This window comes from Lawsonella clevelandensis (genome assembly GCF_003241315.1).
GTDB classification, from domain to species: Bacteria; Actinomycetota; Actinomycetes; order Mycobacteriales; family Mycobacteriaceae; genus Lawsonella; species Lawsonella clevelandensis_A.
Window position 1 is genome coordinate 55,958 of sequence record NZ_QFOZ01000002.1, and the last position, 26,273, is coordinate 82,230.

Consider the following 26,273-nt stretch of genomic DNA (forward strand, 5'->3'; position numbering starts at 1 on the left):
TTATGAGCTTGCTCGCTATTTTGAGTCTGGTCTTTGGACTTCTCCTGATGGTCTGTGCGGCACTATGCGCAGCCCAAGATACGGCCCTCAATACAGTATCCCATGCTCGTGCAGTTGAAATTGCGCACGAGAACGAACTGGGGTCACACAAAATGTTGCATGTGGTGGAGCGCCGGGAAGCCTACACCGCTGTTGTTGTTTTTCTCCGTACAACGTTTGAGCTTGTTGCCACTATCCTCTTTGCCACGTTATTCCTGGACACTGTAGGAAAAGCTCATGGTGGTGGTACGGGACCTGCGTGGGCATTAGTGTATGCCGGCATTGTGAGCGTGGTCTGTAGCTACGTTGTGGCGGGTGTATCGGCACGTACGCTCGGTCTTCAAAAACCTTATGATGTTCTGCGCTACACGGCAGTGCTGCTTATCTCCATAGCATGGCTTTTCCGGCCAGTGAGCCGCGCATTAGTATGGCTCGGCAATGCTATTACGCCCGGTAAAGGGTTCAAAGAGGGGCCTTTCTCCACAGATATTGAGTTGAAAGAATTCGTCACCCTCGCCCAGCAGCGTGGTGTGGTAGAAGATGACGAAAGAGAAATGATCGAATCTGTCGTTGAGCTTGGCGACAGTAATGCACGGTCCGCCATGGTTCCACGTACAGACATGGTGTGGATCGAATCTACAAAAACTGCTAAACAGGCCATTAAACTCGCTGTGAAATCAGGGTTTTCCCGTATCCCAGTTATTGCCGACACCGTTGATGATGTAGTGGGTGTCGTCTACCTTAAAGACCTTGTTGCCCATACCTACTCGGCAACAGATGGGGCAGAGTCCGTGCAGGTTGCGGAACTTATGCGTCCCGCCTGGTTCATTCCAGACTCTAAGAGCCTGGATGATGTTCTTGATGAGATGCGGGCAAAACGGAACCATATTGCCATCCTCATTGACGAATACGGTGGTGTGGCAGGACTCATCACCATCGAAGATATTTTGGAAGAGATTGTCGGTGAAATCTCTGACGAATATGATGCGTCAGAAGTAGCACCCATAGAAGAACTCGGTGAGAATCAGTGGCGCGTCTCTGCTCGTCTATCCATTGACGATTTAGCGGAGGCTGTGGGAGTTGAATTTGATGAAGAGCTTCTTGATGAAGTTGATACAGTTGGCGGTTTGCTTGCCTACGAATTGGGACGCGTTCCCCTCCCCGGCGCCCATATTCATACCGATGCTCTAGATTTAATAGCGGAAGCTGGGCATGATCACCGCGGCCGTCGCCGCGTCACTACCGTGCTCGTGGAAAAGATACATTCCGACGATGCGGATAATAGCGAGGAAGAGGAGTCGAATAAAGATGAGTGAGCTGCACAATGAGCACAATCGTCAACATGAGTACGATCCTCAGCACCGGTCTGGTTTTGTCTGCTTCGTTGGGCGACCCAATACGGGCAAATCAACTCTTATGAATGCCATGGTGGGGCAGAAGATTGCCATCACCTCCAACCGGCCACAAACTACTCGCCACACTATCCGCGGCATTATCACCACCGATAACGCCCAGTTAATTATTGTCGATACTCCAGGCCTGCATCGTCCCCGCACACTCTTGGGGGAACGGTTGAATGAATTGGTGAAGGATACGTTTGCCGACGTGGACATTATCGGCTTGTGTATTCCCGCAGATGAACCAATTGGCCCTGGTGATCGTTGGATTTTGAACCAAGTTCGTAAGAATGTTCCCCGCACACCAGTCATTGGTGTAGTGACCAAAGTGGACAAGGTAAGCCGCGACCAGATAGCGGCGCAGCTTGTTGCTGTCGCGGAATTATTAGGGCCAGATGCCGAGGTTATTCCCGTCTCCGCAGCGTCGGGGGAACAAGTAGATACTGTTATTGATGTTTTTACGTCCTTACTGCCGGAGGGTCCCCAGTTCTATCCGGAAGACGAACTCACAGATGACGATACGGAAAAATTCCTCTCCGAGCTCATTCGCGAAGCCGTATTAGAGGATGTGCGCGATGAATTGCCGCACTCTATTGCCTGCACCATTGAGGAAATATACCCAGACCCCGATGACGAGGGCCGCACAGTAGTAAACGCCACCATATACGTAGAGCGAGATAGTCAAAAAGGCATTGTTATTGGGAAAAAAGGATCCCGTTTGCGGAAGGTAGGCCAGCGGGCGCGGCAGGGTATTAGCCGAGTATTAGGGACGCGCGTCTATCTTGACCTGCATGTAAAAGTTCTGAAAGATTGGCAGACTGATCCGAAACAGCTAGGCAAGCTAGGCTTCTAGAGATGGCCTCTTTCCGAGACCAAGGATTAGTGCTTCGCCACTATAACCTGGGTGAAGCAGATCGCATTATTGTGCTCTTTACTAGAGCACATGGGTTATTGCGGTGCGTTGCCAAGGGGGTCCGCCGCACACGCTCCCGCTTCGGGGCGCGCCTAGAGCCTTTCACACTTATTGACGTGCAGATTTATCCGGGACGCAACCTCAACACCATTACCGAAGCTGTCACAGTGGAAACCTTTAATGCGCGCATTGTTGCAGACTATGAGCGTTATACCGCTGCCGCCTCCGTCCTAGAAGCAGTAGAGCGTCTTCTCGGCGAGGAGGAGCAGCCTAATCCGCAGCTTTTTGACCTGACAGTGGGGGTGATGGGGGCATTAAGCTACGGCCGCCGATCCCCCCAACAAATGGTGGATACGTATTTATTGCGAGCCATGGCAGAAGCCGGGTGGGCTCCCGAATTGGATAAATGCGCAGTGTGTGGAGCAGAAGGACCACATCAAGCGTTTCATCCAGCTGCCGGCGGGGTGGTGTGCGTGAAACATCGTCCGCCGGGAAGTGCCACCCCTATGGCGGGAGTACTGGAGTATTTGCGTTCTCTTCGGGATGCGCGATGGGATCGTGCCGATAGTATTGCCGGGGACAAAAAACTGGGGAGGAGAGTACAGGAGGAAGCTCACCAGCTGATAGTTTCGCATTTACAATGGCATACGGAACGCAAAATTACTGCCTTTGATCTGGCTGCAGAGGCAGAAAGGGGACATTGGCGATGAGCGTATGGTACGACAAACTCACCGGATTCTTTTCCCGCCCATCGCATCGTAGTTTGCAGGAGGTTGAGGGGGCACACACCTTCGTCGATGATGTTCCGGTGACGGAAGATCTCCTACCAGATGAAGAGACTCGTATCTACACGCGTGGGGAGCAGATGGATCCCTGCTTCGCTGGGCATGATTTCACATCTGCTCCGCCAGCTATTCCCGCCGAGTTTCTTCCCCACCACATTGCGCTGGTGATGGATGGGAATGGCCGTTGGGCGCAGCAACGCGGTATGAGCCGTACAGAGGGGCATCGTCGTGGGGAAGCTGTGCTGCCAGAAGTATGCAGAGCCTGCCTTGATGCGGGTATTCCGTGGCTATCAGCTTATGCATTCTCCACGGAGAATTGGAGCCGTAGCTATGAGGAAGTGCGTTTCCTTATGAGTTTCTCGCGTAACGTTTTACGGTGGCAACGAGATGAGCTCAACGATATGGGAGTGCGCATTCACTGGGCTGGACGGCGTCCCCGTTTGTGGCCCTCCGTTATTAAAGAACTCGAGATTGCGGAGGAGCTTACTCGCGATAACACCACTATGAACCTTGTGATGTGTGTCAATTATGGGGGAAGAGCAGAAATTACCGATGCTGCTAATCGGTTAGCGATGGCAGTAAAAGAGGGGGTAGTAGATCCGCGTGATATTAACGAGGACACTCTTTCACGGTTGATGTATGTTCCAGAGATGCCGGATGTGGATCTTTTCCTGCGGCCCTCTGGTGAGAAACGGACAAGTAACTTCCTGCTCTGGGAGAGTGCCTATGCGGAGATGGTCTACCAGGATGTACTTTTCCCTGATTTTGACCGCACCTATTTATGGGCAGCCCTTGAAGAGTACGCGCGACGTGACCGCCGTTTCGGCGGCAACACAGGCAAGTAGTGGTTAGAGGAAACGCTTGTTGACGATTTCTTCCGCGTGGGAAAGGGCATCATTAACAATGCCGGATAGGTGCTCGTCCACTAACGAGTAGATATGCTCACGACCCCGCTGTGTGGATTTCACCACACCAGTATTTTTGAGGACTCGCAAATGTTGAGAAACTGCCGGCTGTGGCATATCCAGTGCGGATACTAATTCATGTACGCAGCAGGGACGGTGTTGTAATTGCACAATAATGGCGATGCGGGCCGGGGCAGTAAGCGACTGTAAAAGAGTGCCGGCGGCTTCCATTACCTTCTGTGGGGGAAGTTCTGCGAGATCCTTGTCAACCCCGTCGGAGTCGGCGCAATGCTCTTCCGATACTTCTGTCATGTCGTGTCCCGTCTTGAATTACCGCAAGGGTACTGCATGAATAATGCAGTAATTGTACAGCAGGACGTCAACTGGCGTCCTTCCCTCATCATACTGAGTGTGACAAATGGCAGAACTCATACTGCCTACAGCACTGTGCTTTAAACAGTGGTTTAAATGGAAGTTTAAATGGGTTTATACGGCTTTGCCTGCTAGTATGTGGTCAGCAGGGACTTCCCGCTGGCATGCATAAAGGAGTACATAGTCGTGGCCAAAAATAACCTTGTAGAGTCCGTCGCTAACCTATGCAAACGCCGGGGAGTTGTATACCCGTGCGGCGAAATCTACGGTGGTACACGTTCCGCATGGGATTACGGTCCGCTTGGTGTGGAACTGAAGGACAACATTAAACGCCAGTGGTGGAACAATATGGTGCGAAGCCGTGACAATGTTGTCGGTCTTGACTCTTCCATCATCCTGCCGCGTCAAGTGTGGGAAGCCTCCGGCCACGTTGAAGTGTTCACCGACCCGCTCGTGGAATCTCTCTACACCCACAAGCGCTACCGCGCTGACCATCTTCTGGAAGCCTACGAAGAAAAACATGGCCACGCCCCCGCCAATGGGCTAGCCGACATTCCCGATCCGGAAACCGGCCAGCCCGGTAACTGGACGGAGCCGCGGGCATTCTCCGGCCTCATGAAAACCTACCTCGGCCCAGTAGACGATAAAGAAGGCCTGCACTACCTGCGTCCAGAAACAGCCCAGGGTATCTTCGTCAACTACAAGAACGTCATGACGACATCCCGCATGAAGCTGCCTTTCGGTATTGGCAACATTGGTAAATCCTTCCGTAACGAGATCACTCCCGGTAACTTCATCTTCCGTACGCGTGAATTCGAGCAGATGGAGATGGAATTTTTCGTCAAGCCGGGGGAAGACGAAGAATGGCACCAGTACTGGATTGACGAGCGCTGGAAGTGGTACACCGACCTGGGTGTGCGGGAAGAAAATCTGCGTCTCTACGAGCATCCTAAAGAGAAACTTTCCCACTACTCTAAGCGCACAGTGGATATTGAATATGCCTTCCACTTCACGGGCTCTAAGTGGGGCGAGCTAGAAGGTATCGCCAACCGCACCGACTATGACCTCACCGTACACAGCAAGCATTCGGGCGAAGATCTCTCATTCTTCGACCAGGCTACTGGTGAACGCTACATTCCTTACGTCATTGAACCGGCCGCCGGACTCACCCGCTCCCTCATGTGCTTCCTTGTTGACGCATATGAGGAGGAGGAAATTCCGAAAGCAAACGGCAAGATTGATAAGCGCACTGTGCTGCATCTTGACCCCCGACTTGCCCCCGTGAAGGCTGCCGTATTGCCGCTGTCTCGCAATGAAGAGCTCAGCCCGGTAGCCCGTGATCTGGCTGCGCAATTGCGTCAGCGCTGGAATGTGGACTTTGATGATGCGCAGGGTATCGGCAAGCGTTACCGTCGCCAGGATGAGATTGGTACCCCATTCTGTGTCACTGTCGACTTCGATACGAAGGATGACCAAGCCGTCACTATTCGCGAGCGTGACACGATGAGCCAGGAACGCGTCTCCCTCGATAATGTGGAGAGCTACCTCGCAGAACGTTTATGTGGCTGCTAGCGTAAAACCCTGTGCATTTGCGTCCTCCCGTAGGACAATAGGTACGTGGCACGTGTGTGCCTCACGGCTTATTTGTACACCCACGTTTAAAGGAATCGACGAGGTTAGATGGATGGCGTTCTCCTGAATCAGGAGCTCGTCTTTCGAGTGATCGACTTGACGGGCGTATTCTGTGGAGGTTGTCTGGGCGGCACCGTGGCGCGCCGCCATAAATTTGATTTCGTCGGATTCCTTATTCTGGGTATTAGTACAGCTCTCGGTGGCGGTGTACTACGTGACATCATGCTGAATCTCACGCCTATTGCCCTCACCAATGGTTCCTACCTTATAGCGGCAGTTTGTGGTGTGTTTATCTCCATGGTGCTCCGCATCGATGACCGAAAATTCTGGATTAATCTTTTCAGTGTTATTGACGCATTGACCGTTGGGTCATGGGCAGCCACGGGCGCTTCAAAAACATTAGCTGCCGGGTTAGGGGTAGGACCTGCCCTCTTGCTAGGCGTTGTTACCGCTATTGGCGGGGGAATTATTCGTGACGTGCTCGTAGGCCGTACACCTGAGGTATTTGGCGGCAATACACTGTATGCGACACCAGCATTAGCCGGTGCTGCCGTGGTCACCATGGTGCATGGCATTGGTTATCCTGGCGTCGGTATGATTGCGGGCACTATCACCGGGGGTGCTCTCTGCCTACCTGCCCGGCTTTTCGGATGGTCCCTTCCGGATTTACCCGATTGGAGTATTGATTCGGCAGCGGCACAATTTCTCCGCAAGATTAAAGGTGATAAATCCCATCGGGCGAAATCCCACCTCCGTAATTTGCAGCGAATGGAAGAGCACGTCAGCCGCTCGCAGCAGGCAGGTAATAACACTGGAAATGACGGTACAGAGGATCTTCACCCTCCAATAACTGCGGATCACTCTGATACCAGTGAGAAGGGCAACAAGACTGCCTAGGGGAGAACAACCCTAGCTAAGAATAACCCTGTGGCACACCAATAATGGCTGCATGTCCTGCTAGAGTACCTGTCAAAATGCTCGGTAGAATAAAACCAACATGAGTGTTTATACCGATCACGATCTAGCCCGGCAACAACCAGAACATCCCAAGGCTTCGCAACTGGGAGAAACTGGCCATTGTGACCGGCGTAGTCCCTTTTCCCACGACCGCGCACGTATCTTGCATAGTGGTGCGCTTCGTCGTCTTGCCGATAAAACTCAAGTGGTTGGGCCGCAGGAAGGCGATGTGCCACGTACACGCCTTACCCATTCCCTGGAAGTAGCACAGATATCCGCTGGTATTGCCGCCGGTCTGGGGGTTGATGAGGATCTTGCAGAATTGGCGGGTCTTGCCCACGATATTGGCCACCCGCCCTATGGCCATAATGGGGAACGCGCCCTTGATGATCTTGCAGCAGAGTGCGGTGGATTTGAAGGGAATGCGCAAACACTGCGTATCCTTACCCGCCTGGAACCAAAAGTACTGGCAGACGATGGTTCATCACGGGGGCTTAACCTGTCCCGTGCAGCTCTTGACGCTATCTGTAAATACCCATGGACTCGCCAACCCGGAAACAAAAAATTCGGTGCCTATGTAGATGATGCCGCCACTCTCGCATGGGTTCGGGAGGGCGCACCGCAGCATCGAAAATGTTTAGAAGCACAGATTATGGATTGGTCGGATGATATTGCCTACTCTGTGCATGATGTTGAGGATGGGATCCTCTCCGGCCGCATTGATCTGCGCGTACTTGGGGATTCCTCAGAATCCTCCGCGCTTGCCGCCGATGCGCACGAAACTTTTGGACTGTCCGCAGATCGTGTTGCCGCTGCTGCTTCTCGCTTGTGGGAACTTCCCCATGTTCGTGACGTTGCGGAATCATGCGTATCCAATTCAATGCCACCATCTAACACTGCTTCTGCTAATGCTGTCCCTGCCGGCTCTATCCCCGTCAAGAAGTATTTTGGGTCCCGCGCTAACCTTGTTGCCCTGAAACAACTCACCTCGGAACTGGTGGGACGATTCGTCAATTCCACCATTGCCACCACCCGTGCCCACTACTCCGGAGAATTGGGTCGCTACCATGGTGAACTGAAAATCTCGCGTGATATTGAAGCAGAAGTGGGATTACTGAAAACGGTGGCTGTGCGCTACGTCATGCACAATGTGGACCATCTGCGGGCACAAGAACGCCAATATGACCGTATCTTCCGCGTTGCTAACTGGCTCATGAACGCTGGTGAAGGTGGTCTTGACCCTGTTTTCTGGGATGACTGGAAAGCTGCCTGCCAGGCAGACGACGATGCGGCACGTATGCGTGTCGTTGTTGACCAAATAGCCTCCTACACCGAAACTCGCCTGGAACGCGTCGACCGGGCAGCGGCAGGTATTCAGGCCGGTTGGGGATAGAACACAGAGAATATGATGGCTGTACCACACTGGTGCGAGCAATATAGAGTATCCTCGAACCATGGCTAAGGGACGGATTCCAGAAAGTGACATTGAAGAGATCCGTAACCAGGTACGCATCGAAGATGTCGTAGGGGAGTACGTTTCTCTCCAGCCTGCCGGCGTAGACTCCCTCAAAGGCCTCAGTCCCTTCACCGACGAGAAAACCCCGTCCTTTCACGTACGCCCCAACCATGGCTACTATCACTGCTTCTCCACGGGTGAAGGCGGTGACGTTTTCAGCTTCCTCATGAAGATGGAGCACATCAGCTTCGTAGAGGCCGTTGAACAACTCGCCGACCGTATCGGCTACCGCATCAACTACCAAGGCGGCGGATCCACCACACCACAGCAGCGCGGTACCCGCCGCCGTCTCCTCCAGGCCAATGCCGCAGCTCACAAGTTCTACCAGGAACAACTCGAAACCCCAGAAGCCCAAGACGCCCGCGACATGCTTCTACAACGCGGATTCGACGAAGCACTCATTAAAGAGTTCACCTGTGGATATGCCCCCGCCGGCTGGGACACCGTCACCCGGCATCTGCAAAAACAAGGTTTTACATTTGAAGAATTAGAAGCCGCAGGTATCTCCAAGATGGGGTCGCGGGGAACCCCCATTGATCGTTTTCACCGCCGTCTTATCTGGCCTATTAGCATCCCCAGCGGGGAAGTCGTGGGTTTCGGCGCACGTAAACTCTACGATGACGACAAGCTCGGGAAGTACATGAACACACCCGAGACCATGTTGTACAAAAAATCGAAAGTCCTTTTCGGTCTCGACAAAGCCAAGAAATACATTGCCGAATCTCATCAATGCGTCGTTGTGGAGGGGTACACCGACGTTATGGCCATGTGGGCGGCTGGCGTGAAAACCGCTGTAGCCGCCTGCGGGACAGCATTTGGCGACGAGCATTTGGCTATTTTGCGCCGCTTCCTCATGGACGACAACTACTACCGTGGGGAAATTATCTACACGTTCGATGGGGACGAGGCCGGTCAAAAAGCCGCCATGCGAGCCTTCACCGGGGACCAACAATTCGCCGGACAAAAGTTTGTGTGCATTGCGCCGGGCGGTATGGACCCCTGCGAGCTGCGCCAGGCGGAGGGAGATGTAGTCGTGCGGGATCTGATTGCGCGGCGTATCCCCATGTTTGAGTTTGCCCTCAGATCCTTGTTGAAAGAATTTGATCTGTCTATTCCGGAGGGGCGCGTAGCGGCACTCGCGCGTCTTGTTCCCGTTGTTGCGGATATTAGAGATTCCGCTTTGCGAGATGAGTATGCCCGTCAGCTGGCCGGCTGGTTGGGATGGAGTGACACTACGGAGATCGTTAACCGGGTGCGGAAGGAAGCGCGTTACGGTAAACGCCAACAATCCCGCGGGGCACGGCAGGGACACTCACGACAAACACAGCTGCGGGCACCTCAGTCGCAGGGAAATAGCTCGGGTGACGCTTCTTCTCGTTTTGGAGAAACTGTATCTGCCTCCAGTGGGCAGAATAAGCCCCGTATTATTCGTCCCCGTAAGCCACTAGAAGGCAGTGAGGAGGGCCGTCAGCGGGCAGCTGTGCGCTTGGCTATCCAGTACCCTAAGACGGCTGGAGCGGGCTTTGACGCGCTCGGTTCTGACGCTTTTACCTACCCCCTATACAGGACTATTCGTGACGCTATAGAGGCCAGTGGTGGCTGCACGAACGCAGTAGTGGATCACAATTGGGTACCCACTATCCAGGGGCATATTGATGATCTTGTAGCTCAAGGTGTTGTATCTGAACTGGCGGTGGAAGCTATCCCTGTGGATCAGGAACATATAGTGAGCTATGCGGAGGGACTTTTCGCCCGGTTAGAAGAAGTATGGGTGGGGCAGCAGGTAGCGGAGTTGAAAGCTGCTTTGCAACGCAAGAATCCCGCTAGCGATCCGGAATACCAGGATATGTTTAAAGACTTGGTTGCGTTAGAGGAGTATCGCAGGACTTTGAAACAAGTTGCGATTGAGACGTTCTAGTCGTTCTTGTAGTAGAGCGTTTTAATGCTATTTGTTTACCCGTAATAACCTGGCAATTTGGAGAGTAGTGGGGTAGATAGGTAAGCTATCCATTCGTAACACCAAGGTGTTTAATCCCCCATAGCTCAATTGGCAGAGCATTCGACTGTTAATCGAAGGGTTGTTGGTTCGAGTCCAACTGGGGGAGCTTTTTTATTTCACTTCATCTCTCCGGCTATAGTTTTACGGCTTATACTGGCGGCAGAACACGTAACACACATTAGTGTTATTCCTGCTTCTTCAGGAGCCTCTTATGACTAAGTCTGTATATCCCACTGAGCATCCTGTTGAGCATTCTGCTGACGCGTCAGTGGATTTTGCAGACACTCAGCTTGTTGCTACCGATATTTACTATGACTATCCCGGAAGTCCGGTTCTCAACAACATCAACCTCGCTCTTTCTGCTGGCGATGTCTTAGGGCTGGTGGGGGACAATGGGGTCGGTAAATCGACACTGCTGTGGATTCTCTCTGGCCGCTTAAAACCCACTGCCGGACGTGTTACTCACCAGGGAACACGTGTCTTGGGTGCGCAAGAACTAGAAGCCCCCTTCAACTCCACTGGCCGTATGTTGGTAGAGGAGGCCTTAGGGCCGGCTCGTCGCCGTCTACAGGCCTTGGAGGAGGCAGCTAATGCTATGGCCACCGCCGACGACCCTGACGCTGCTACACAGGCGGAACGACGCTACACGGACATTTATAACGATGTAGTAGCGCATGATGCATGGGATGCTGAACATAACGCGGAAGTAGTTTTAGACAACCTTGGTCTTACCGGGGAAGGACCCACCGGAGATTTACTTGACCAGCGCACTATTGATATGTGCGGCGGCGAGAGGGCCCGTTTGGGACTTGCTCTGGCTCTGATTCGTGCCCCCGAGATTTTGCTTTTGGATGAACCCACAAACCATCTTGACGGGCGTGGCCGTGAACTTGTGGCGAAAACGATTCGTGAACACCCCGGCATTGTGATTCTTGCTACCCACGACCGCGATTTTTTGGATGAAACCTGTACCCACATTGGCGATATTGTTCGCAACCGGGAAGGCATGGGCTTCTTCACCGGTAACTGGACGCAATACGATAAACACCGCCGCCATGAACGACAACTCTGGGAACACCAGTGGCGTACGGAGGAACACCAGCGGGACCACTTGGAAACCACGATTGAGAAGGATGCGCGTGACGTTTCCCCCGGGCGTGCCCGCCACGATAATGACAAAATGTCCTATAACCAGGCCGGTGGCCGGGTAGAAAAGCAGATCGCTCGACGTGTTCGCGCAGCCCGCCAAAAACTTGCTGATTTGGATGAAAATGGGGTGGCGAAGCCGCCCGTGCTGTTGGGTTTCCACGCCCCTCTGGCAAAGGCTCCTAGTGGTAAACGCGTGGCTGCCGGATCCGACGAGGATTACCACCTGAAACTGCGTGGTGTGGTGGTACCACAGCGTCTGCGAGTCGGTTCGCTCACTATCCGTCCGGGGGAGACCGTCATTATTACGGGTCCTAATGGGGCGGGTAAATCCAGCCTGCTGCATGTTATTACCGGTGCGCTTAAGCCGGAAGCTGGGGAAGTGAAGATAGGGCAGGGGGCTCGACTGGCTATTCTGGAACAGGTGCAGCAGTGGGATGATCCTACGAAGAGTGCTGCTGAGCTGTATAACTTTGCTGCTACGCCGCAGTCACTTGACCTTGATGAACTGGGCCTTATCACGCCAGAAGATGCAAAACGCCCTGTCGGTGACCTTTCCCTGGGACAGCAGCGCCGGGTGGCGTTGGTTCTCCTGGTGGCGAATCCGCCTGAGATTCTGCTGATGGATGAGCCCACTAACCATCTGAGTGTGGATCTTATTGAGGAAGTACAGGACGCTGTTGAACAGTGCGAGGGCACTGTGGTGATAGTGACACACGATCAGCGCATGATTGACCGTATTGAGGCTCGTCATCTTGTTGTGAAAGATGGTGTTGTGGAGGAACTTCCGCGTGGGGTAATGCCGGACGTCTTTTCGTAACACTGTCTTTGTTGGGGGCGTGCGTGGCCGGTAGAGATGCATAGTTCGGACTATTCTGGAAACCATGACAGACCATACATCTGCAGACTGGGACGCTCGCTATAGTGCTACACCTGCTCCGTGGGGAGGGACCCCTGCCGCGGCAGTCGTGGAGCGCCTTTCTACTATGGAGCCCGGAACAGCTCTTGATTTGGGCTGTGGTGATGGCCGCCATGCTCGTTTGCTGGCGCAGATGGGCTGGGATGTTGTGGGGGTTGATCTTTCCCCGGAGGCTATTCGGATTGCGCAGGAGCATGATTCGCTTGGTCCGAAGATCATCTACACAGTTGGTGACGTCTGCACGTGGGTGCCGGTTTATGACGCCCAGGTGACGGAAGATGAGCGCTTCAAATCTGGGAAGTTTGACCTTGTTTTGGGGGCCTATCTGCATTTACCCATGCAGCAGTTGCGTGATGTGCTGAAGCGCAGTCAGGCATGGTTGAAGCCACAGGGAGCGCTTCTCTATTTGGGTCATGCGGCAGAGAATCTACGGCATGGTATTGGTGGCCCGCAGGACTCCGCGGTTTTGCCAACGGTGGCGGATCTGGCTAGTGCTAGCGCCGGGATGCGCGTTATTCGCTTGGAACACATGGTGCGCCCAGCGGGCCACGCGCAGGCTGTAGATGTTCTCCTGCACGCAGAAAACTGGGGCTAGCCAAACAAGCTACTAGCAGCACGCTTTGGCGGTGTCGCAGCATTCTGTGGGGCTTTCCATCTGCACTGTGACGTGGTGTAGGTGGTATTTCTGTTCCATGAGTGTCTGCACGTCGCGGCGTGTATCCGGATTAGTACTAACAACGTGGACAGATCCGATATTGTCCTCGGTGGTGAGACTCCATACATGGAAGTGATGGACAGCTTGGACACCATCAAGGGCTAAAATCTCGTCGCGGAGTGCCGTCGTGTCAATGTCTTCGGGGGTTCCTTGGAGGATGACGTTACCTACTTGGCGTAGCAGTGTGAAGGCGCGGGGGAGAACCCACAGTGCAATGAGAACTGCGGCGACAATGTCTGCATAGACCCAGCCGGTGAAATAGGTGATAGCGCCGGAGATGAGAACGCCGACGGAGCCGATCATGTCGGCTAGAACTTCTAGATAAGCGCCTTTGACGTTGATGGACTCGTCTTTTCCGCCTCGCATGGCGAGGAAGGCAAAGAAGTTCATGAGGAGGCCGACAACCGCCACGATGGCGACAGGTAGGCCCTGTACTTCTACTGGATTAATGAGTCGTTTTACGGCCTCAACAACAATGATGACGGCTACCACTAGAAGTAATAGGGCATTGAATCCGGCGGCAATGACTTCTACGCGGCGAAGTCCATAGCTATGTTGCGGGGTGGGGGAGGTTTTAGAGCCAATACGAATAGCGACGAGGGCCGTGCATAGTCCAAAAACATCGGTGAAGGCGTGTGCTGAATCTGAGAGGAGGGCGAGTGAGCCGGAGAGAATACCAACAATAATTTGGGTGATGACGGTAACGAGTCCCAGACCGATTGCTACGCCGATGCGCCATTGTGGAGTGTGAGAGAGTTGTTCGGTATTGGCATGGTCATGAGTGTGGCCATGGATGTGACCGTGCGTGTGAATGGAAGAGTCCATGATCCCTCTCTAATATATGCGTGATAATGCATATATTAGAGAGTTGTATTCACGTTAGCAAGAGAATATGAGGGGATAATCTTGTTAAAGAGATATTTGAAATGCGTGTGATCAGTAATTTTAGTAGTTCTTCGTCATTTCTCATGATATGACCATGCTGTGGGTGATCTGGCTATGCCAGATCACCCTTCGCTCTGCATTTGTTACTTAATTACCGTCAGTCTTGCAGCTTTGAGAGTTTCTGGACACGATGAGAACTGATATTCAACAAAGTTCCTATATCGCGGAGTTTTAGACCATGTTCTACGAGCTTTTGTACTGTATCTCTCATACAATTTGAGGCTTGCTCTTGCAACTTTTTTGCTTGTTGGTCAAGTTCACGTGCCTGCTTAGCTAGTTCTTCTACTTCTCCCTGTACCTGGATAACAATGGTTGCATTCTCCGGATCTTTAGTAATCTCCGGGAACAAGGTTAAAGCGTCACGTACCATATCTGGTATTTGGTCTAGCCGTCGCGTTTGAGTGATAATTTCCGGATATTCTTCGAGTTGAATGACCCACCAGTCATCACCTTGTTCCGTAATAGCTGTATAAGTATTTTCCATTGTTTGTTTTTCCTCGTCCGCACAACCATGCAAAAACTGCGATAGATGCAGTTCATATCAAGCAGAATACTATCCACCTGTAACAATAAAAAGGGCTTCCGCTAGAGCTATCGTCAAACAAGTTTGTCTGTTGTTTAGGCTTATGCGGTGCCCTTGTCATTCCGATGGCGGCAGAGGTACTTACTTTTACCTACCGTTTATAGCCTTGTACTTCTTCAAGCAAAACTTCTGTTACTTCTTGCGTCTATCAAACAAACCATCAAGCTCCGGCAAATCGTCAGTATCAGACTTTTGTAATAATCGCTGATTTCATCATCCTCATCGCGGGCAATGGCGGTGATTCGTGCTTCTTCAAGTTTGGCGTTGACAGCGAGGAAGACTTGCATGGTGTGGCCGTTGTCGAGTTCCTCTTTGGCCATTGTAGTAGCGTAGTAGCCATTATCGAGGTCTATTACTGCTTTTCGCCCTTTGCCGTTCCGTATTTTTGTTGGGCATCTTGTTTGCTCATCCTCAGTATGTCCCCTATTGTTTCCCAGGTTGTCCCAGATTTTCTGGCTGCTGCCACTGCTTCATTTACTCGCTTTTGGGCTGATAGCTGCTCTAGGTGAGCTACGATGAGCTGTACGTCTTCTTTTTTTGTATATGTTTTCCCCGCGTTTGGGTCGAAATCTTGAGATTCGATTTCTTTTAGTAGTTCTTCGTCGCTTCTCATATCGTTACCTGATTTTGTGGTTTCGGGCTTTCATGGCGTGGAATACATCTCCATCAAGGTTTACACACAGTTCTTTCTATGGTGTTTTGCGATGCTTATGTTGGATATGCGTGCGTTCAGACTCCTAGTCGTGGGAATGACCATGCCTTAGCAGGAAAATTTATTAAAAAATTTAGTCTTTGCTATCTTGGCAGCGCATTATGACGAAAATGTAGCTATTTATTGAGGACGCACCATTTACCATTGCGCTTTTCTGCATGATAGGTAATTGTGGGCTGTCTATTGAATGTGTCATCAACGAGGAGGTCTGACTGCTGCCTTGTTAGTCCAGTTGCAGAAAGAGAAGAATTGCTAATTTTTCCTTTGACGTCATTACCGCTGTAGTGGTAGTCCAAAACGGCTGTGGAACCATCTTTTTTAGTGACTTTCACTTTCGCATTAGGGTTGTGCGATAGCGCCCGCATTATGTCATCAATAACAGGCAGGTATGCCAATTCATCTTTGGCGCCTTGCCATGTCTCTGCATCTTCATACGGGCTGAAGGCTCCATATACTAAGCGTTCTTTAGGTGTCTCGCAGAGATACTCGCTAATATCTCTGCCTTCCTGAATATTGTGTTGAATGCCTTCAGCAAGCTTATCCACGCTCCTTACTGAACCCTCTGTAAACACGAGAACGCATACAACCGCAATAACGATGACTAAAACCGCTCCACCCACGGAAAATCCAATAATGCGGCCTTTTTTCGACTTCTTCCCCTGTTGTTCGCCATCACCTGAACTGGTCTCTTCACCCTGCTGTGAATAATTCTGCGACGGGTAGTAGAGTTGCTCGTCGCTTTGTGGGTAGACACCTTGCGGATAGTCATCCTGTGGATAGTCGCTCTGTGGATAGAACTGTTGCCCGTCACCTTGAGAATAGGTGTCCTGCGGGTAGACATACTGGGAGTATGTATCTTGTGGGTAGAACTGCTGCTCGGTATCTTGCGGGTAAGCGCCCTGTACATAGGTGTCTTGAGGGTAGAATTCTGAACCTTCATTCTGGGGAGAAGTAGGTGTCGTCATAAAAAATCTCCAGGTGTGTCGAAACAAATTATCCGCAAGTGCTGCGATTGACAGTACAACGCTGACTATTCCCCTCGAAATGGCCTTACTTCACTATTGCAAATCCTTAATCGGGATTATCTGGAAAGGATGACACCATTAGCCACGATAAAAAGTGCGCCCGCTGGGGCTCGAACCCAGGACCGGATGATTATGAGTCATCTGCTCTAACCGACTGAGCTACGGGCACATACCCACATATATGCGTGAAGAACGCTTGTGGGCTTTATCAGTGTAGCGCATCGTGTCGCTAACTCCATTTTTGGCATGGATATCTAGCCCTCCACTATTTCTCCATTGTTCCGTCATTGTCCCCATAACTGGTGTTAATAGAGTTGTCAAAGTTAATTAAAGTGATAAATGTGCTTTGACCTGCCAGTTTTTAAAAATTTTTTTCGGCGTGTCGCGGGTTCAATGACAGAAAAGTCTCAACTTATGGTGCAGACTTAACGGTGACAAGTTGAGAAAACACACATCATCTCTTGCAGAAACGTATTGCGTTGGGGAAGACGTCATACGTCTAGAAAAAAGGAGGTGCGGTGTGAATATCGCTACGCCATTTGTTGACGCCACTACAGGTGTGGTGTCTATTTATGCAGCTCCCGCTGCACTGTGCCCAAGAATTGAACAAGCCTTAGCCCATACACTGCAAGCTGTCCCCAGCCGGCGGCTTACGTGGCATACCCTCGATCAGCACCCCGGAATGCTTAGCACTACCGTGGACTGGATTGGTCCGGTGGGAAGTGGCCGAGCCCTTGCCGAAGCTCTTGCAGAGTGGCCAATTCTCCTCTTCGATGTTATTGAGGATACGACGGAAAGCTGTAACGGTCAGCGGTTTAGCCATACTCCTGAACTGGGGCTATGGCAGGGGGAGATAAATTCCTCTGGAGATGTTGTTGTCTCTGAAAACCGACTTCGTGGATTAATGCGCTCCGGCGATATTGAAGGCGGTTTAGAACAAGCGCTTGGCACTGCCTGGGATGAGTCGTTAGAGCCGCACCGGCACGGGTCCCCATGCGGTAGGGAGGTCACGTGGCTCTCGGCTGTAGGATAGCGCGAGGTAGCTACTATGCGTGGAGCTATGAGCGCCCTATTGTAACTCGTTTGATGTAGTCAACAACGTTTCGTACTGTGCGCATGCCCCGCATACGCTCATCGGGAATCTCAATACCGTATTTATCTTCGGTTTGGACAGCGATTTCCACCATGGATAGAGAGTCCACATCCAGATCGTCGACGAAGTTTTTATCTGGAGTTACCTCGTCTTTTTTGACGCCGGTAACTTCTTCAACAATCTCGGCAAGACCACTAACAATATCTGTTTCAGCTGTGGCCATGTGTCGTATTCTCCTTTTGCCGTCACGTACTCTTTATATCTTTTTATATCTACAGCATATATACGGGAAAGGGACTGGTGCAGCACTCGGTAATACCCCAGCAGTACCCCAGTACTATTCTGACTTTACCAAATCCTGACGCTACCAAGATTTACTATGTGATTCGTTAATGTCTTCCAGCATTCCCAGAACATTAGCAATGCGCAGGGTAAAACGCATGCGGGAATCGAGGGGATCCATGCCGGTAATGTCATTAACACGCTTAAGGCGGTAGCGCACTGTATTGGGGTGTACATAAAGCTGCCGAGCAGCCTCCTCCACACCACCATCGACGGATAGATAGAGGCGGAGAGTATCCCGAATAGCGTCGCTCGCAGATTCTTGCAGTGGTGTGATGATGTCGTGGAAAAGCCGTTGAATAGCTCTGCGATCACCTGCAATAGCACGTTCCGGAATAAACATGTCTGCGGTAGCTATATGAGGGATATTGGGCATAGCCTGGGCTACCCGCAATGCTGCAAACGCTTCCTCCGCGGAGCGTGATGCCTCAGCGAGGTTGCGCGCGGTGGGGCCCAACATAATTTGGTCGCTTGAAAAGATTTCATAGATGGGGCAGTGGGGGTCTAAAAGCTGGTCGGCGGGGACCGTCATAAGACCTACAAGATAGGGACCCTGGACGGCTGCTAGGGAACGATAACCCATGTCTGCGGAGATCTGGTGCAGGTGCAAAATGATGCGCTCATGGTGGTCCTCTGCCCGCGGTGTTCCCACTATGACGGTAACGGGTGTAGACGCATCACACGCTAAAGCGGAACCGAAGGAACGAATATCCTCAGATTTAGCACCACGTACTACGGCATCAACGAGAGCCGTCTCCATCCGTGCATCCCACGCACCACGCTGTTCCGCGGCAGCGGCGAAATAATCAGCAATAAAAAATCCAAGCTCGCGACTGTAGCGGAGAGCGTGGACAAGCAGTGTTGCCTTTGCCTCGGGTGCGTCATTCATGGTGATGACGGCTTGTTCCACTACTTCCATAGTGGAGTGAAGAATAGAGACGGACTGTTGCAGGCTTAAGCCGTCAACAATATGGACAGAGTCTGAGCCAATAGCGTCTCCGAAATCTAGTTCTTCCTCTTCATCTTCGGGGTGCTGTGCCCAATCTGCGAAAAAGCGAATGGCGGACTGCACTAGTGCGCCAATGCCAGCGCGGTGCTTGGCATCTAGTTCTGCGAAGAAGGGGAGGGTGTCATTCATGTGAGTCATGACGGTGCGGGTCAGTTCGCCAGAAATTCCACGAATGTGGTGTAAGAGGTAAGGCGGTACTGCACTTAGTATCGTTAACTCAGCTGGTGAACTTTGCGAAGAAATTTGTTCATTACTCACAAGATAATTGTTACATGTTTGTGAAAAAGTGTGAGCAGTATTTCCATTAACGAGGCCATAAACGCAGTCTTTTTTCAGGAAAGACCTTGTTGCCAGAGAAAAGCACTGTGTAATAGTTTTTTCATGGGTAGACTAATGGGGTCATCGAGAAACGAACTCTAGCTAGGAGGACCGACGCAGTGAGCGCCAGCTCCGAGGGTAATAACTTCAACACTATCTTGGCCCACAAACTTGAAATTTCAGACGATATGGTCGTTCAGGAAGTTGGATGGGACGAGGATTGCGACTCATCGATTAGCGAAGCCATTGAGGATATTATTGGCTCCGCATTACTTGAGGACACGTCCTATGACGTCTGTGATGCCATCCTCTTCTGGTGGCGAGATGGTGACGGCGATCTGACTGATGATCTGGTCGATGTTGTAGCTCCGCTTTCCGATGGGGGAGTCGTGTGGCTCACCACTCCAAAAACTGGGCAGCCAGACGCTGTCGATCCCGCTGAAATTGCGGAGAGTGCCCACACTGCCGGCCTTTCCCAAACGTCCACATCCGCTGTTAACGATTGGATTGTGACGCGGCTAGTACAAGCCCGACACGGCGCACCTCGCCGCTGAATTAGGGATAATGACCCTTCGTGGGGTAAAGTTTTAACGTCCCGCGTGGGTAGCTCAGGGGTAGAGCTCCGGTTTTACACACCGGCGGTCGGGGGTTCGAAACCCTCCTCACGCACCAGGATTACATATAAGAAAAGGTCCCCAACCAGTATCTTCTGGCTGGGGACCTTTTCTATGTCCGCTATGGAATATTTCCTAGAACATGAAGCCGCCTAGGGTGTTGGTTAAGTGCAGTACCGGATCGGGCAGAATACCCATGAGGACGGTAAGCACTGCCGTAATAACAACAACAATGATGACGGCCGCACCAGGCTTCGCCACGACAGTCGTCGTATTCGCGGGCTTAAAGAACATGATGATAACCATGCGCAGGTAAGCGTAGGCAGCCAGTGCAGACACCAGCAATGCCACCACAACGAGCCAGCTGTAGCCAGCAATCCATGCCACGGAGAAAACCGTGAACTTACCAATGAAACCGGCGGTAATGGGGAAGCCTGCAAAGCTTAGGAAGTAGAGGGCAAAGGCAGCACCCAACCAGGGATGCTGACGCCCCATGCCTTCCCATGCGGTAATGGAGGTTGCTTCTTCGCCACTGTCACGGCGTACTAGCGTAACGATAGCCAATGCACCAATCGTGGCCAGACCATAGGCCGCCAGGTAGATCAATATCGCGGAGACGACACTGAATTCCAGGTTGCCGACTTTTAGAAGTCCCTGGTCTGCCCCCACTAAAGCGGTCATAATAAAGCCCGCATGAGTAATGGAGGAGTAGGCAATGAGTCGTTTGACGTCAGTCTGCGTCATCGTCAGAATGCTACCGAAGAGCATGGAGATAATGGCCAAAACAATAATGACTATTTCCCACTGACTCTCACTGAAGGGGACAGCTGCTGTCAGCACTCGTGCTAACGCAACAAAAGCAGCGAGTTTCGTACAGATGGCCATGAAAGCCGTCACGGGGGTGGGAGCGCCCTGGTAGACGTCTGGAACCCAGTTATGGAAGGGGACGGCACCAACTTTGAAAAGCAACCCAATGACCACGAAAACAATGCCCAAGATGAAGATAGCAGGGCGATCAGTGTGCTCAGCTTGCTGCGCAATACTTGCAAAAGTGAAGTCGCCGGTGGCGGCGTACACCATCACAATGCCATACAGCATAATGGCGGCTGCCAACACACCCAGCAGGAAGTACTTCAAAGAAGCCTCCTGGCTAAGACGGCGGCGGTACAGCGACAATCCACACAGAATATAGAGAGGCAGGGACATGGCCTCCAAAGCAACAAACAACATGAGGAGGTTGTTTGCTGCGGTGAAGAGCATCATACCGAAGAGGGAGAACAGGGCGAGGACATAAACCTCGGTGTATCCAGTCCGTTCACTCTCGGAAATATTCTTCCGGTGCTCCGTATGCCGGGTGCTAAAGAGAATCATGCATAGAGCAGTGAAGATAATCAGTGCGCCCTGGGCAACATAGGTGGGCTTATCCATGGAGATTAAGCCATTACCGATAACACCAAAGCGTCCGTCATGCCAGTTGGCAATGAGCATACCCATCGTGGCGATGAGGATCACGAAAACAGACACTAACTGCACAGCAGCACGGGCGGTGCGGCGAACAAAAGCATCTAAGAGAAGAGCCACACAGGCACCGCCAAACATAATGAGCAACGGTGCAAGGGTGCGGTAATCCAGCGCAGGAGCTTCAGTTCCAGCGGAGCTAGCCAATACATTCATAGCAGTAATGTGCTGGATCATTTAGTGCGCACCTCCTTGAGTGATAGTGGTCGGTTCGGAAGTAGCATTATTTGGGCCCGTCGCCTTTTCCACAAAACTGACAGTCTGCTCCGCATCCGGATTAAGAACTGATGTTAGCGGTGTGGGATACACACCGAAAACAATGAGAAGTGCCAGGAGCGGAATAATGATCCAGCGTTCAGCCATGGATAGCTCGGATACTTTCTCTTTTACAGTGGGGGAGGGGAGACCCGTCATCGTGCGCTTATACATACGCATGATGTACAAACCAGCAAGCACCATCGCAATTGCGGAGATCCCCGCTGCCCACGGGTACTTCGTCCACGTTCCCGCAATAACACCGAATTCAGAGATGAACGGTGCTAGGCCAGGAAGCGAGAGAGACGACAGCCCCGCAATAAGGAGGAAACCTGCCAATATGGGGGCCACCTTTTGGACACCACCGAAGTCGCTGATCTGGGTGGATCCGCGACGTTTGATGAGATATCCCACCAGGAGGAAAAGCGCTGCGGTAGAGATACCGTGGTTGAACATGTAGAGGTTGGCGCCCGCCACAGAAGTTGGGGTGAGGGCAAAGAGTCCCAGCACGATAAAACCGAAGTGGCTCACTGACGTATACGCCACCAAGCGCATCATGTTTTCCTGTGCCAGTGCCGCTAATGCCCCGTAGATGATGGAGATAACAGCCAGCACAATGATGACTGGGGTTGCCCAATCTGCGGCCTTCGGGAAAAGGCTCAAGCAGAAGCGGAACATGCCGAATGTGCCAATTTTATCCATGATGGCCACCATCATCACCGCGCCACCCGGGGTGGTGTTTTCAGCGGCGTCAGGGAGCCATGTGTGAACCGGGAACATGGGGGCTTTCACTGCGAAAGCAATCATGAAGCCAACGAAGAGCCAGCGTTCCGTGTTCGTCCCCATACTCATATTCATGAGGTCGCTCAGGAGGAATGTTCCGTGCCCATTGTTGTGGGCATTGACGTAGAGTCCGATGACGGCCGCCAACATAACAAGACCGGACGTCAAGGAGTACAAGAGGAACTTAATAGCGGCGTAGCGGCGGCGTTCTCCCCCAAAACCACCGATGAGGAAGAACATCGGAATAAGAGTGGTTTCGAAGAAGAGGTAGAACAGGAGAACGTCAGTGGACGTGAAAACGTAGAGGGAAAAACCTTCCACGGCCAACGTGAGCCCCAGGAAAGCCCGTTCGCCCAGTTGATCCTCACGGAAGTGCTCTGTGAAAGCGTAGAGCAACACGAGCGGGGTGAGGATGGTTGTTAGCAGGATAAGGGTGAGCCCAATACCGTCAACACCAAGCGAGTAGTACGCGCCAATCTGGGGAATCCACTGATGTTGCTCGGTGAACTGCATACCGTCACCAGAGTTGAACATTATGGCCATAGCAATGGCGATACCGAGCGTTGACACCGAGGCAAGCATCGCTATGACGCGGCTAGCAACTCCTCGAATGACTGTCAGAAGGAGTGCACCAACCAGGGGGATTAGTGCAGCTGAGGTAATTAACATTCTCTAAATCCTCCCTATGCCAGCTGTCCGAGGATGAGTGCAACAGCTGCAAGAACTGCCGCGCCTACAACCATGAGGAGACCATAGCTACGAATCAAACCATTCTGAAGACGCGACAACACGCCGGACAGACTAATCAGGCCACGTCCACCGCCATCAACCGCAGGGTTAATGGCTCGACGGTCGAGGAAAGCTGCAGTTTGTGAAAGTCCGTTGGTGGGTTTCACTGCAATGTACTCGTTGATGGTGTCGCCATAGAAAGCGTTGTCGCCAATGCGGGTGTACAGAGGAGCATTCTCGCGGGTCGTGGGAATGGGCTTGCGGAAGACCAGCCAGCCAATAAGGACACCAATAATGACAACTATCAGAGTGACTGCCGAATCCCAGCTGAAGTGACCCATGCTGAGTTCAGCGGTTCCACCCACTGCCGGGTTGAGCCAGTCACCCATACTGTTGACCAGGAGGAAACCGCCGATTACGGAGAAGATACCGAGAATAACAAGCGGAATAACCATGGTGACGGGAGCCTCGTGTGGATCTACGCCCTTTTCCCAGCGCTTTTCGCCGAAGAACGTCATCATCATAAGGCGGGTCATGTAGAAAGCAGTGACGCCAGCACCGATGAGGGCAGCCAGGCCGAAGACCCAGCCGCGGTCAAAAGCGACTTCAATAATGGGGTCTTTGGAGAAGAAGCCAGCGAATCCGGGGAAACCGATAATGGCCAGGTAGCCTGCCGCGAAGGTGAAGAAGGTCCAGGGCATTGCCTTGCGCAATCCACCGAAGCGACGCATGTCTGTGCTGTCATCCATTGCGTGCATGATGGAGCCAGCACCAAGGAACATGTTGGCCTTGAAGAAACCGTGCGTAACAAGGTGGAAGATGGCCAGCGCGTAGCCGGCGGGGCCAATTCCTGCGGCAAGAATCATGTAACCAATCTGCGACATGGTGGAACCGGCAAGTATCTTCTTGATGTCATCTTTAGAACTACCGATCCAGGCACCAACCAGGAGGGTAATAGTACCGATGATGACAACTGCCAGGGCAGCTGACGAGGAACGCTGGTAGATACTGCCACTGCGGACAACCAAGTAGACACCGGCGGTTACCATAGTGGCGGCGTGAATGAGGGCCGACACGGGGGTGGGGCCTTCCATAGCGTCAAGTAGCCATGCCTGGAAGGGAACCTGTGCGGATTTAGCGCAGGCACCCAGGAGGAGCATGAATCCGAGGAACGTGGGGATCCAACTATCAACGCCGTTAATGTGGGCATTCACAGTGGAGAATTCCGTAGAACCGAAATACTTGAACATGGTGACGATGGCAAGCATCATTCCCACGTCGCCCATACGGTTCATAATGAAAGCCTTGTTAGCAGCATTCGCGGCAGCTGGACGGTGTGCCCAGAACCCGATAAGGAGGTAGGACGCCAAGCCGACGCCTTCCCAACCGACGAACAAGACAAGGTAGCTGTTACCAAGAACGAGTAGCAGCATGGCCGCCATGAAGAGGTTGAGGTAAGCGAAGAACTTGCGGCGTTTTTCATCGTGTGCCATGTAACCCACCGAGTAGAGGTGGATGAGGCTGCCAACGCCGGTAATAAGGAGGACGAACACAATGGAGAGGGGATCAAGCCGGAGACTGAGATCCGTCTGAATTCCGGGAAGAGACATCCATGTGTAGAAGGACGCTGTTTGTGCCCGATCCGCGGCAGAACGGCCCACCATTTGAATGAAGAGGGTAAGGCCGCAGGCGAAGGAAGCAAAGCTCAGCACGACGGCTAGCCAGTGTCCCCAACTATCCAGGAGACGCCCACCGATAAGGAGTAGGGCAGCACCAATGAGGGGCAGACCGATAATAAGCCATGCCACTACAGTGGCCGCTGTCGTGGCAGCGGGTGGGGCGACAGTCAGTGACTGTCCAGTTGCAAGAAGAGTAGATATCACTGCGCCTAGCCTTTCAGTGAACGTTCTTCATCGACGGACACTGTGTACTGGGTGCGCCACATTGCGACCACAATCGCAAGACCAACGACTACCTCAGCAGCAGCTACCACCATGACAAACAGTGCAGCTACTTGCCCGTCAAGATTGCCAAACTGGCGTGCGAGAGCAACAAAGCCCAGGTTGCAGGAGTTCAGCATGAGTTCGACGGACATGAACACAAGCAGTGTGCTGCGGCGAACGAGGAAGCCCATAATACCGATGGCGAACAGGATCGCGGACAGGACTAGGTAGAAACTTGTGGACATCATGTTACTCATCCTCTCCTTCGTGCTTATCAAGAGCTTTGTAATGTTGTTGTGTCTGTTCAGCAAGTTCTTGTCCAGAACGAGCTTCACGAGATTCGTACATCTCATCAGAGATGGAGGAGTGGAGTTCTGTACCGTCGGGGAGAAGAGCAGGAACATCCATGGCGTTGCTAGCAGCATAAACACCAGCACCCGGCATGGCACCAACATCCGTACCCTTTTCGGCGTAAGCGCGGAAGCGAGCTTCCATGGTTTCACGCTGGCTGGGACGCTTCTTAGAACGAGTACGGAGAGTGAGAACGATAGCCCCGACTGCGGCCACAATGAGAAGCGCCGAGAGAACTTCGAAGATAATGACGTACTTGTTGAAGATAAGCTGCCCAAGTCCAGGGATATTACCGCCAGCAGAATGAGTGGCTTTATCAAGTCCCACGGGGTCTGGCCATGTCACTAGCGACACTGCAACAGCGGTGATGATAATCATGGCCAGGGCCATAAGGATAGCGGCTATACGCTGGCCGGGGATAGGATCGCCTTTCCCAGCGTCCGCGTTCGCCCCGACCATCATCACAATGAAGAGGAACATCACCATGATGGCGCCCGCATAAACAACAATCTGGACGACAAAGACGAAAGGCGCCTGCAGGATTGCGTACTCGATGGCCATACCAATCATGACAAACAGCAGGTACAACGCCGAGTGAATGAGTTTTCTCGACAGCACCATACAGACTGCGGCTGCCACAATGACGATGGCCAACATCCAGGAAAGGACCTGTCCCCAGATGTGGGAAGCACTGCTGCCAGCGGCAAGAGTCATCATTGGCGCAATAGTGGTGGAAGAAGCGAGAGTAAACGCCATGG

Annotated in this window: 25 protein-coding genes and 3 tRNA genes; 14 read left to right on the top strand and 14 right to left on the bottom strand. The window is 52.3% G+C overall.

Annotated elements, in window-relative coordinates; all coding sequences use genetic code 11:
- The first annotated feature begins 2 nt into the window (after positions 1 to 2).
- From DI579_RS02600 to DI579_RS02615, 4 genes are all read left to right on the top strand, one after another.
- Entirely contained in the window at positions 3 to 1,355 is a 1,353-nt protein-coding gene (locus DI579_RS02600) for a hemolysin family protein (protein ID WP_290598331.1), read from the top strand.
- Entirely contained in the window at positions 1,348 to 2,289 is a 942-nt protein-coding gene (gene era, locus DI579_RS02605; protein ID WP_290598332.1) for a GTPase Era, read from the top strand. The genes DI579_RS02600 and era overlap by 8 nt, the downstream gene beginning before the upstream one ends.
- A 2-nt stretch (positions 2,290 to 2,291) precedes the next feature.
- Entirely contained in the window at positions 2,292 to 3,059 is a 768-nt protein-coding gene (recO, locus tag DI579_RS02610) for a DNA repair protein RecO (RefSeq protein ID WP_290598333.1), read from the top strand.
- Between the two features lie 155 nt (positions 3,060 to 3,214).
- Complete coding sequence (locus tag DI579_RS02615; protein WP_290598450.1) at positions 3,215 to 3,979, top strand: isoprenyl transferase; 765 nt, start codon at positions 3,215 to 3,217, stop codon at positions 3,977 to 3,979.
- A 3-nt stretch (positions 3,980 to 3,982) separates the two neighbouring features.
- Here DI579_RS02615 and DI579_RS02620 read toward each other — a convergent pair whose 3' ends face one another.
- Positions 3,983 to 4,351: a helix-turn-helix transcriptional regulator gene (locus DI579_RS02620; RefSeq protein WP_290598334.1), complete on the bottom strand. Its 369-nt coding sequence runs from the start codon at positions 4,349 to 4,351 to the stop codon at positions 3,983 to 3,985.
- A 246-nt stretch (positions 4,352 to 4,597) separates the two neighbouring features.
- Between DI579_RS02620 and DI579_RS02625 the strand changes: the two genes are divergently transcribed.
- The 7 genes from DI579_RS02625 to DI579_RS02655 all read left to right on the top strand — a co-directional run bounded on the left by DI579_RS02625 (position 4,598) and on the right by DI579_RS02655 (position 13,175).
- Entirely contained in the window at positions 4,598 to 5,983 is a 1,386-nt protein-coding gene (locus tag DI579_RS02625) for a glycine--tRNA ligase (protein ID WP_290598335.1), read from the top strand.
- 147 nt (positions 5,984 to 6,130) lie between these two features.
- Positions 6,131 to 6,940: a trimeric intracellular cation channel family protein gene (locus DI579_RS02630; RefSeq protein WP_290598336.1), complete on the top strand. Its 810-nt coding sequence runs from the start codon at positions 6,131 to 6,133 to the stop codon at positions 6,938 to 6,940.
- Positions 6,941 to 7,040: 100 nt separating this feature from the next.
- Positions 7,041 to 8,393: a deoxyguanosinetriphosphate triphosphohydrolase gene (locus tag DI579_RS02635; RefSeq protein WP_290598337.1), complete on the top strand. Its 1,353-nt coding sequence runs from the start codon at positions 7,041 to 7,043 to the stop codon at positions 8,391 to 8,393.
- Positions 8,394 to 8,454: 61 nt separating this feature from the next.
- On the top strand, positions 8,455 to 10,434 hold the full coding sequence (dnaG, locus tag DI579_RS02640; RefSeq protein WP_303678643.1) for a DNA primase: 1,980 nt from the start codon (positions 8,455 to 8,457) through the stop codon (positions 10,432 to 10,434).
- A gap of 114 nt (positions 10,435 to 10,548) precedes the next feature.
- Positions 10,549 to 10,621: transfer RNA gene (locus DI579_RS02645), tRNA-Asn, on the top strand.
- A gap of 105 nt (positions 10,622 to 10,726) precedes the next feature.
- Positions 10,727 to 12,481 carry an ABC-F family ATP-binding cassette domain-containing protein gene (locus DI579_RS02650; RefSeq protein WP_303678644.1) on the top strand — a complete coding sequence of 585 codons (1,755 nt, stop codon included), beginning with the start codon at positions 10,727 to 10,729 and terminating at the stop codon, positions 12,479 to 12,481.
- A gap of 64 nt (positions 12,482 to 12,545) precedes the next feature.
- Positions 12,546 to 13,175 carry a bifunctional 2-polyprenyl-6-hydroxyphenol methylase/3-demethylubiquinol 3-O-methyltransferase UbiG gene (locus tag DI579_RS02655; protein ID WP_290598340.1) on the top strand — a complete coding sequence of 210 codons (630 nt, stop codon included), beginning with the start codon at positions 12,546 to 12,548 and terminating at the stop codon, positions 13,173 to 13,175.
- Between the two features lie 12 nt (positions 13,176 to 13,187).
- Here the strand turns inward: DI579_RS02655 and DI579_RS02660 are convergent, their stop codons facing one another.
- The 6 genes from DI579_RS02660 to DI579_RS02685 form a co-directional block, all read right to left on the bottom strand.
- On the bottom strand, positions 13,188 to 14,120 hold the full coding sequence (locus tag DI579_RS02660; RefSeq protein WP_290598341.1) for a cation diffusion facilitator family transporter: 933 nt from the start codon (positions 14,118 to 14,120) through the stop codon (positions 13,188 to 13,190).
- Positions 14,121 to 14,337: 217 nt separating this feature from the next.
- Entirely contained in the window at positions 14,338 to 14,724 is a 387-nt protein-coding gene (locus DI579_RS02665) for a transcriptional regulator (RefSeq protein WP_290598342.1), read from the bottom strand.
- 215 nt (positions 14,725 to 14,939) lie between these two features.
- Positions 14,940 to 15,143: a hypothetical protein gene (locus DI579_RS02670; protein ID WP_290598343.1), complete on the bottom strand. Its 204-nt coding sequence runs from the start codon at positions 15,141 to 15,143 to the stop codon at positions 14,940 to 14,942.
- 32 nt (positions 15,144 to 15,175) lie between these two features.
- Positions 15,176 to 15,436: a hypothetical protein gene (locus DI579_RS02675; RefSeq protein WP_290598344.1), complete on the bottom strand. Its 261-nt coding sequence runs from the start codon at positions 15,434 to 15,436 to the stop codon at positions 15,176 to 15,178.
- Between the two features lie 215 nt (positions 15,437 to 15,651).
- The gene (locus tag DI579_RS02680; protein WP_290598345.1) at positions 15,652 to 16,500 is read right to left on the bottom strand and encodes a hypothetical protein; all 849 of its coding nucleotides are present in this window, start codon (positions 16,498 to 16,500) and stop codon (positions 15,652 to 15,654) included.
- A gap of 155 nt (positions 16,501 to 16,655) precedes the next feature.
- Positions 16,656 to 16,729 (bottom strand) — tRNA-Ile (locus tag DI579_RS02685).
- 351 nt (positions 16,730 to 17,080) lie between these two features.
- Between DI579_RS02685 and DI579_RS02690 the strand changes: the two genes are divergently transcribed.
- Positions 17,081 to 17,593, top strand: coding sequence for a DUF3145 family protein (locus tag DI579_RS02690; RefSeq protein WP_290598346.1), 513 nt, complete (start codon positions 17,081 to 17,083; stop codon positions 17,591 to 17,593).
- A 25-nt stretch (positions 17,594 to 17,618) separates the two neighbouring features.
- Here the strand turns inward: DI579_RS02690 and DI579_RS02695 are convergent, their stop codons facing one another.
- Both DI579_RS02695 and DI579_RS02700 read right to left on the bottom strand, forming a co-directional pair.
- Positions 17,619 to 17,876, bottom strand: a complete 258-nt coding sequence (locus tag DI579_RS02695; protein ID WP_303678645.1) for an acyl carrier protein — start codon at positions 17,874 to 17,876, stop codon at positions 17,619 to 17,621.
- A gap of 141 nt (positions 17,877 to 18,017) precedes the next feature.
- Positions 18,018 to 19,262 carry a CdaR family transcriptional regulator gene (locus tag DI579_RS02700; protein WP_290598348.1) on the bottom strand — a complete coding sequence of 415 codons (1,245 nt, stop codon included), beginning with the start codon at positions 19,260 to 19,262 and terminating at the stop codon, positions 18,018 to 18,020.
- Positions 19,263 to 19,441: 179 nt separating this feature from the next.
- Between DI579_RS02700 and DI579_RS02705 the strand changes: the two genes are divergently transcribed.
- A complete protein-coding gene (locus DI579_RS02705; RefSeq protein WP_290598349.1) occupies positions 19,442 to 19,876 on the top strand; it encodes a DUF3052 domain-containing protein in 435 nt (144 codons plus the stop codon).
- A gap of 43 nt (positions 19,877 to 19,919) precedes the next feature.
- Positions 19,920 to 19,994 (top strand) — tRNA-Val (locus tag DI579_RS02710).
- A gap of 77 nt (positions 19,995 to 20,071) precedes the next feature.
- Here DI579_RS02710 and nuoN read toward each other — a convergent pair.
- From nuoN to DI579_RS02735, 5 genes are all read right to left on the bottom strand, one after another.
- A complete protein-coding gene (gene nuoN / locus DI579_RS02715; protein WP_290598350.1) occupies positions 20,072 to 21,631 on the bottom strand; it encodes an NADH-quinone oxidoreductase subunit NuoN in 1,560 nt (519 codons plus the stop codon).
- The gene (locus DI579_RS02720; RefSeq protein WP_290598351.1) at positions 21,632 to 23,161 is read right to left on the bottom strand and encodes an NADH-quinone oxidoreductase subunit M; all 1,530 of its coding nucleotides are present in this window, start codon (positions 23,159 to 23,161) and stop codon (positions 21,632 to 21,634) included. It lies immediately after the preceding gene.
- Between the two features lie 14 nt (positions 23,162 to 23,175).
- A complete protein-coding gene (gene nuoL / locus DI579_RS02725; protein ID WP_290598451.1) occupies positions 23,176 to 25,029 on the bottom strand; it encodes an NADH-quinone oxidoreductase subunit L in 1,854 nt (617 codons plus the stop codon).
- Positions 25,030 to 25,109: 80 nt separating this feature from the next.
- The gene (gene nuoK, locus DI579_RS02730; protein WP_290598452.1) at positions 25,110 to 25,409 is read right to left on the bottom strand and encodes an NADH-quinone oxidoreductase subunit NuoK; all 300 of its coding nucleotides are present in this window, start codon (positions 25,407 to 25,409) and stop codon (positions 25,110 to 25,112) included.
- Positions 25,410 to 25,413: 4 nt separating this feature from the next.
- The gene (locus DI579_RS02735; RefSeq protein WP_303678646.1) at positions 25,414 to 26,271 is read right to left on the bottom strand and encodes an NADH-quinone oxidoreductase subunit J; all 858 of its coding nucleotides are present in this window, start codon (positions 26,269 to 26,271) and stop codon (positions 25,414 to 25,416) included.
- Between the last annotated feature and the right edge of the window lie 2 nt (positions 26,272 to 26,273).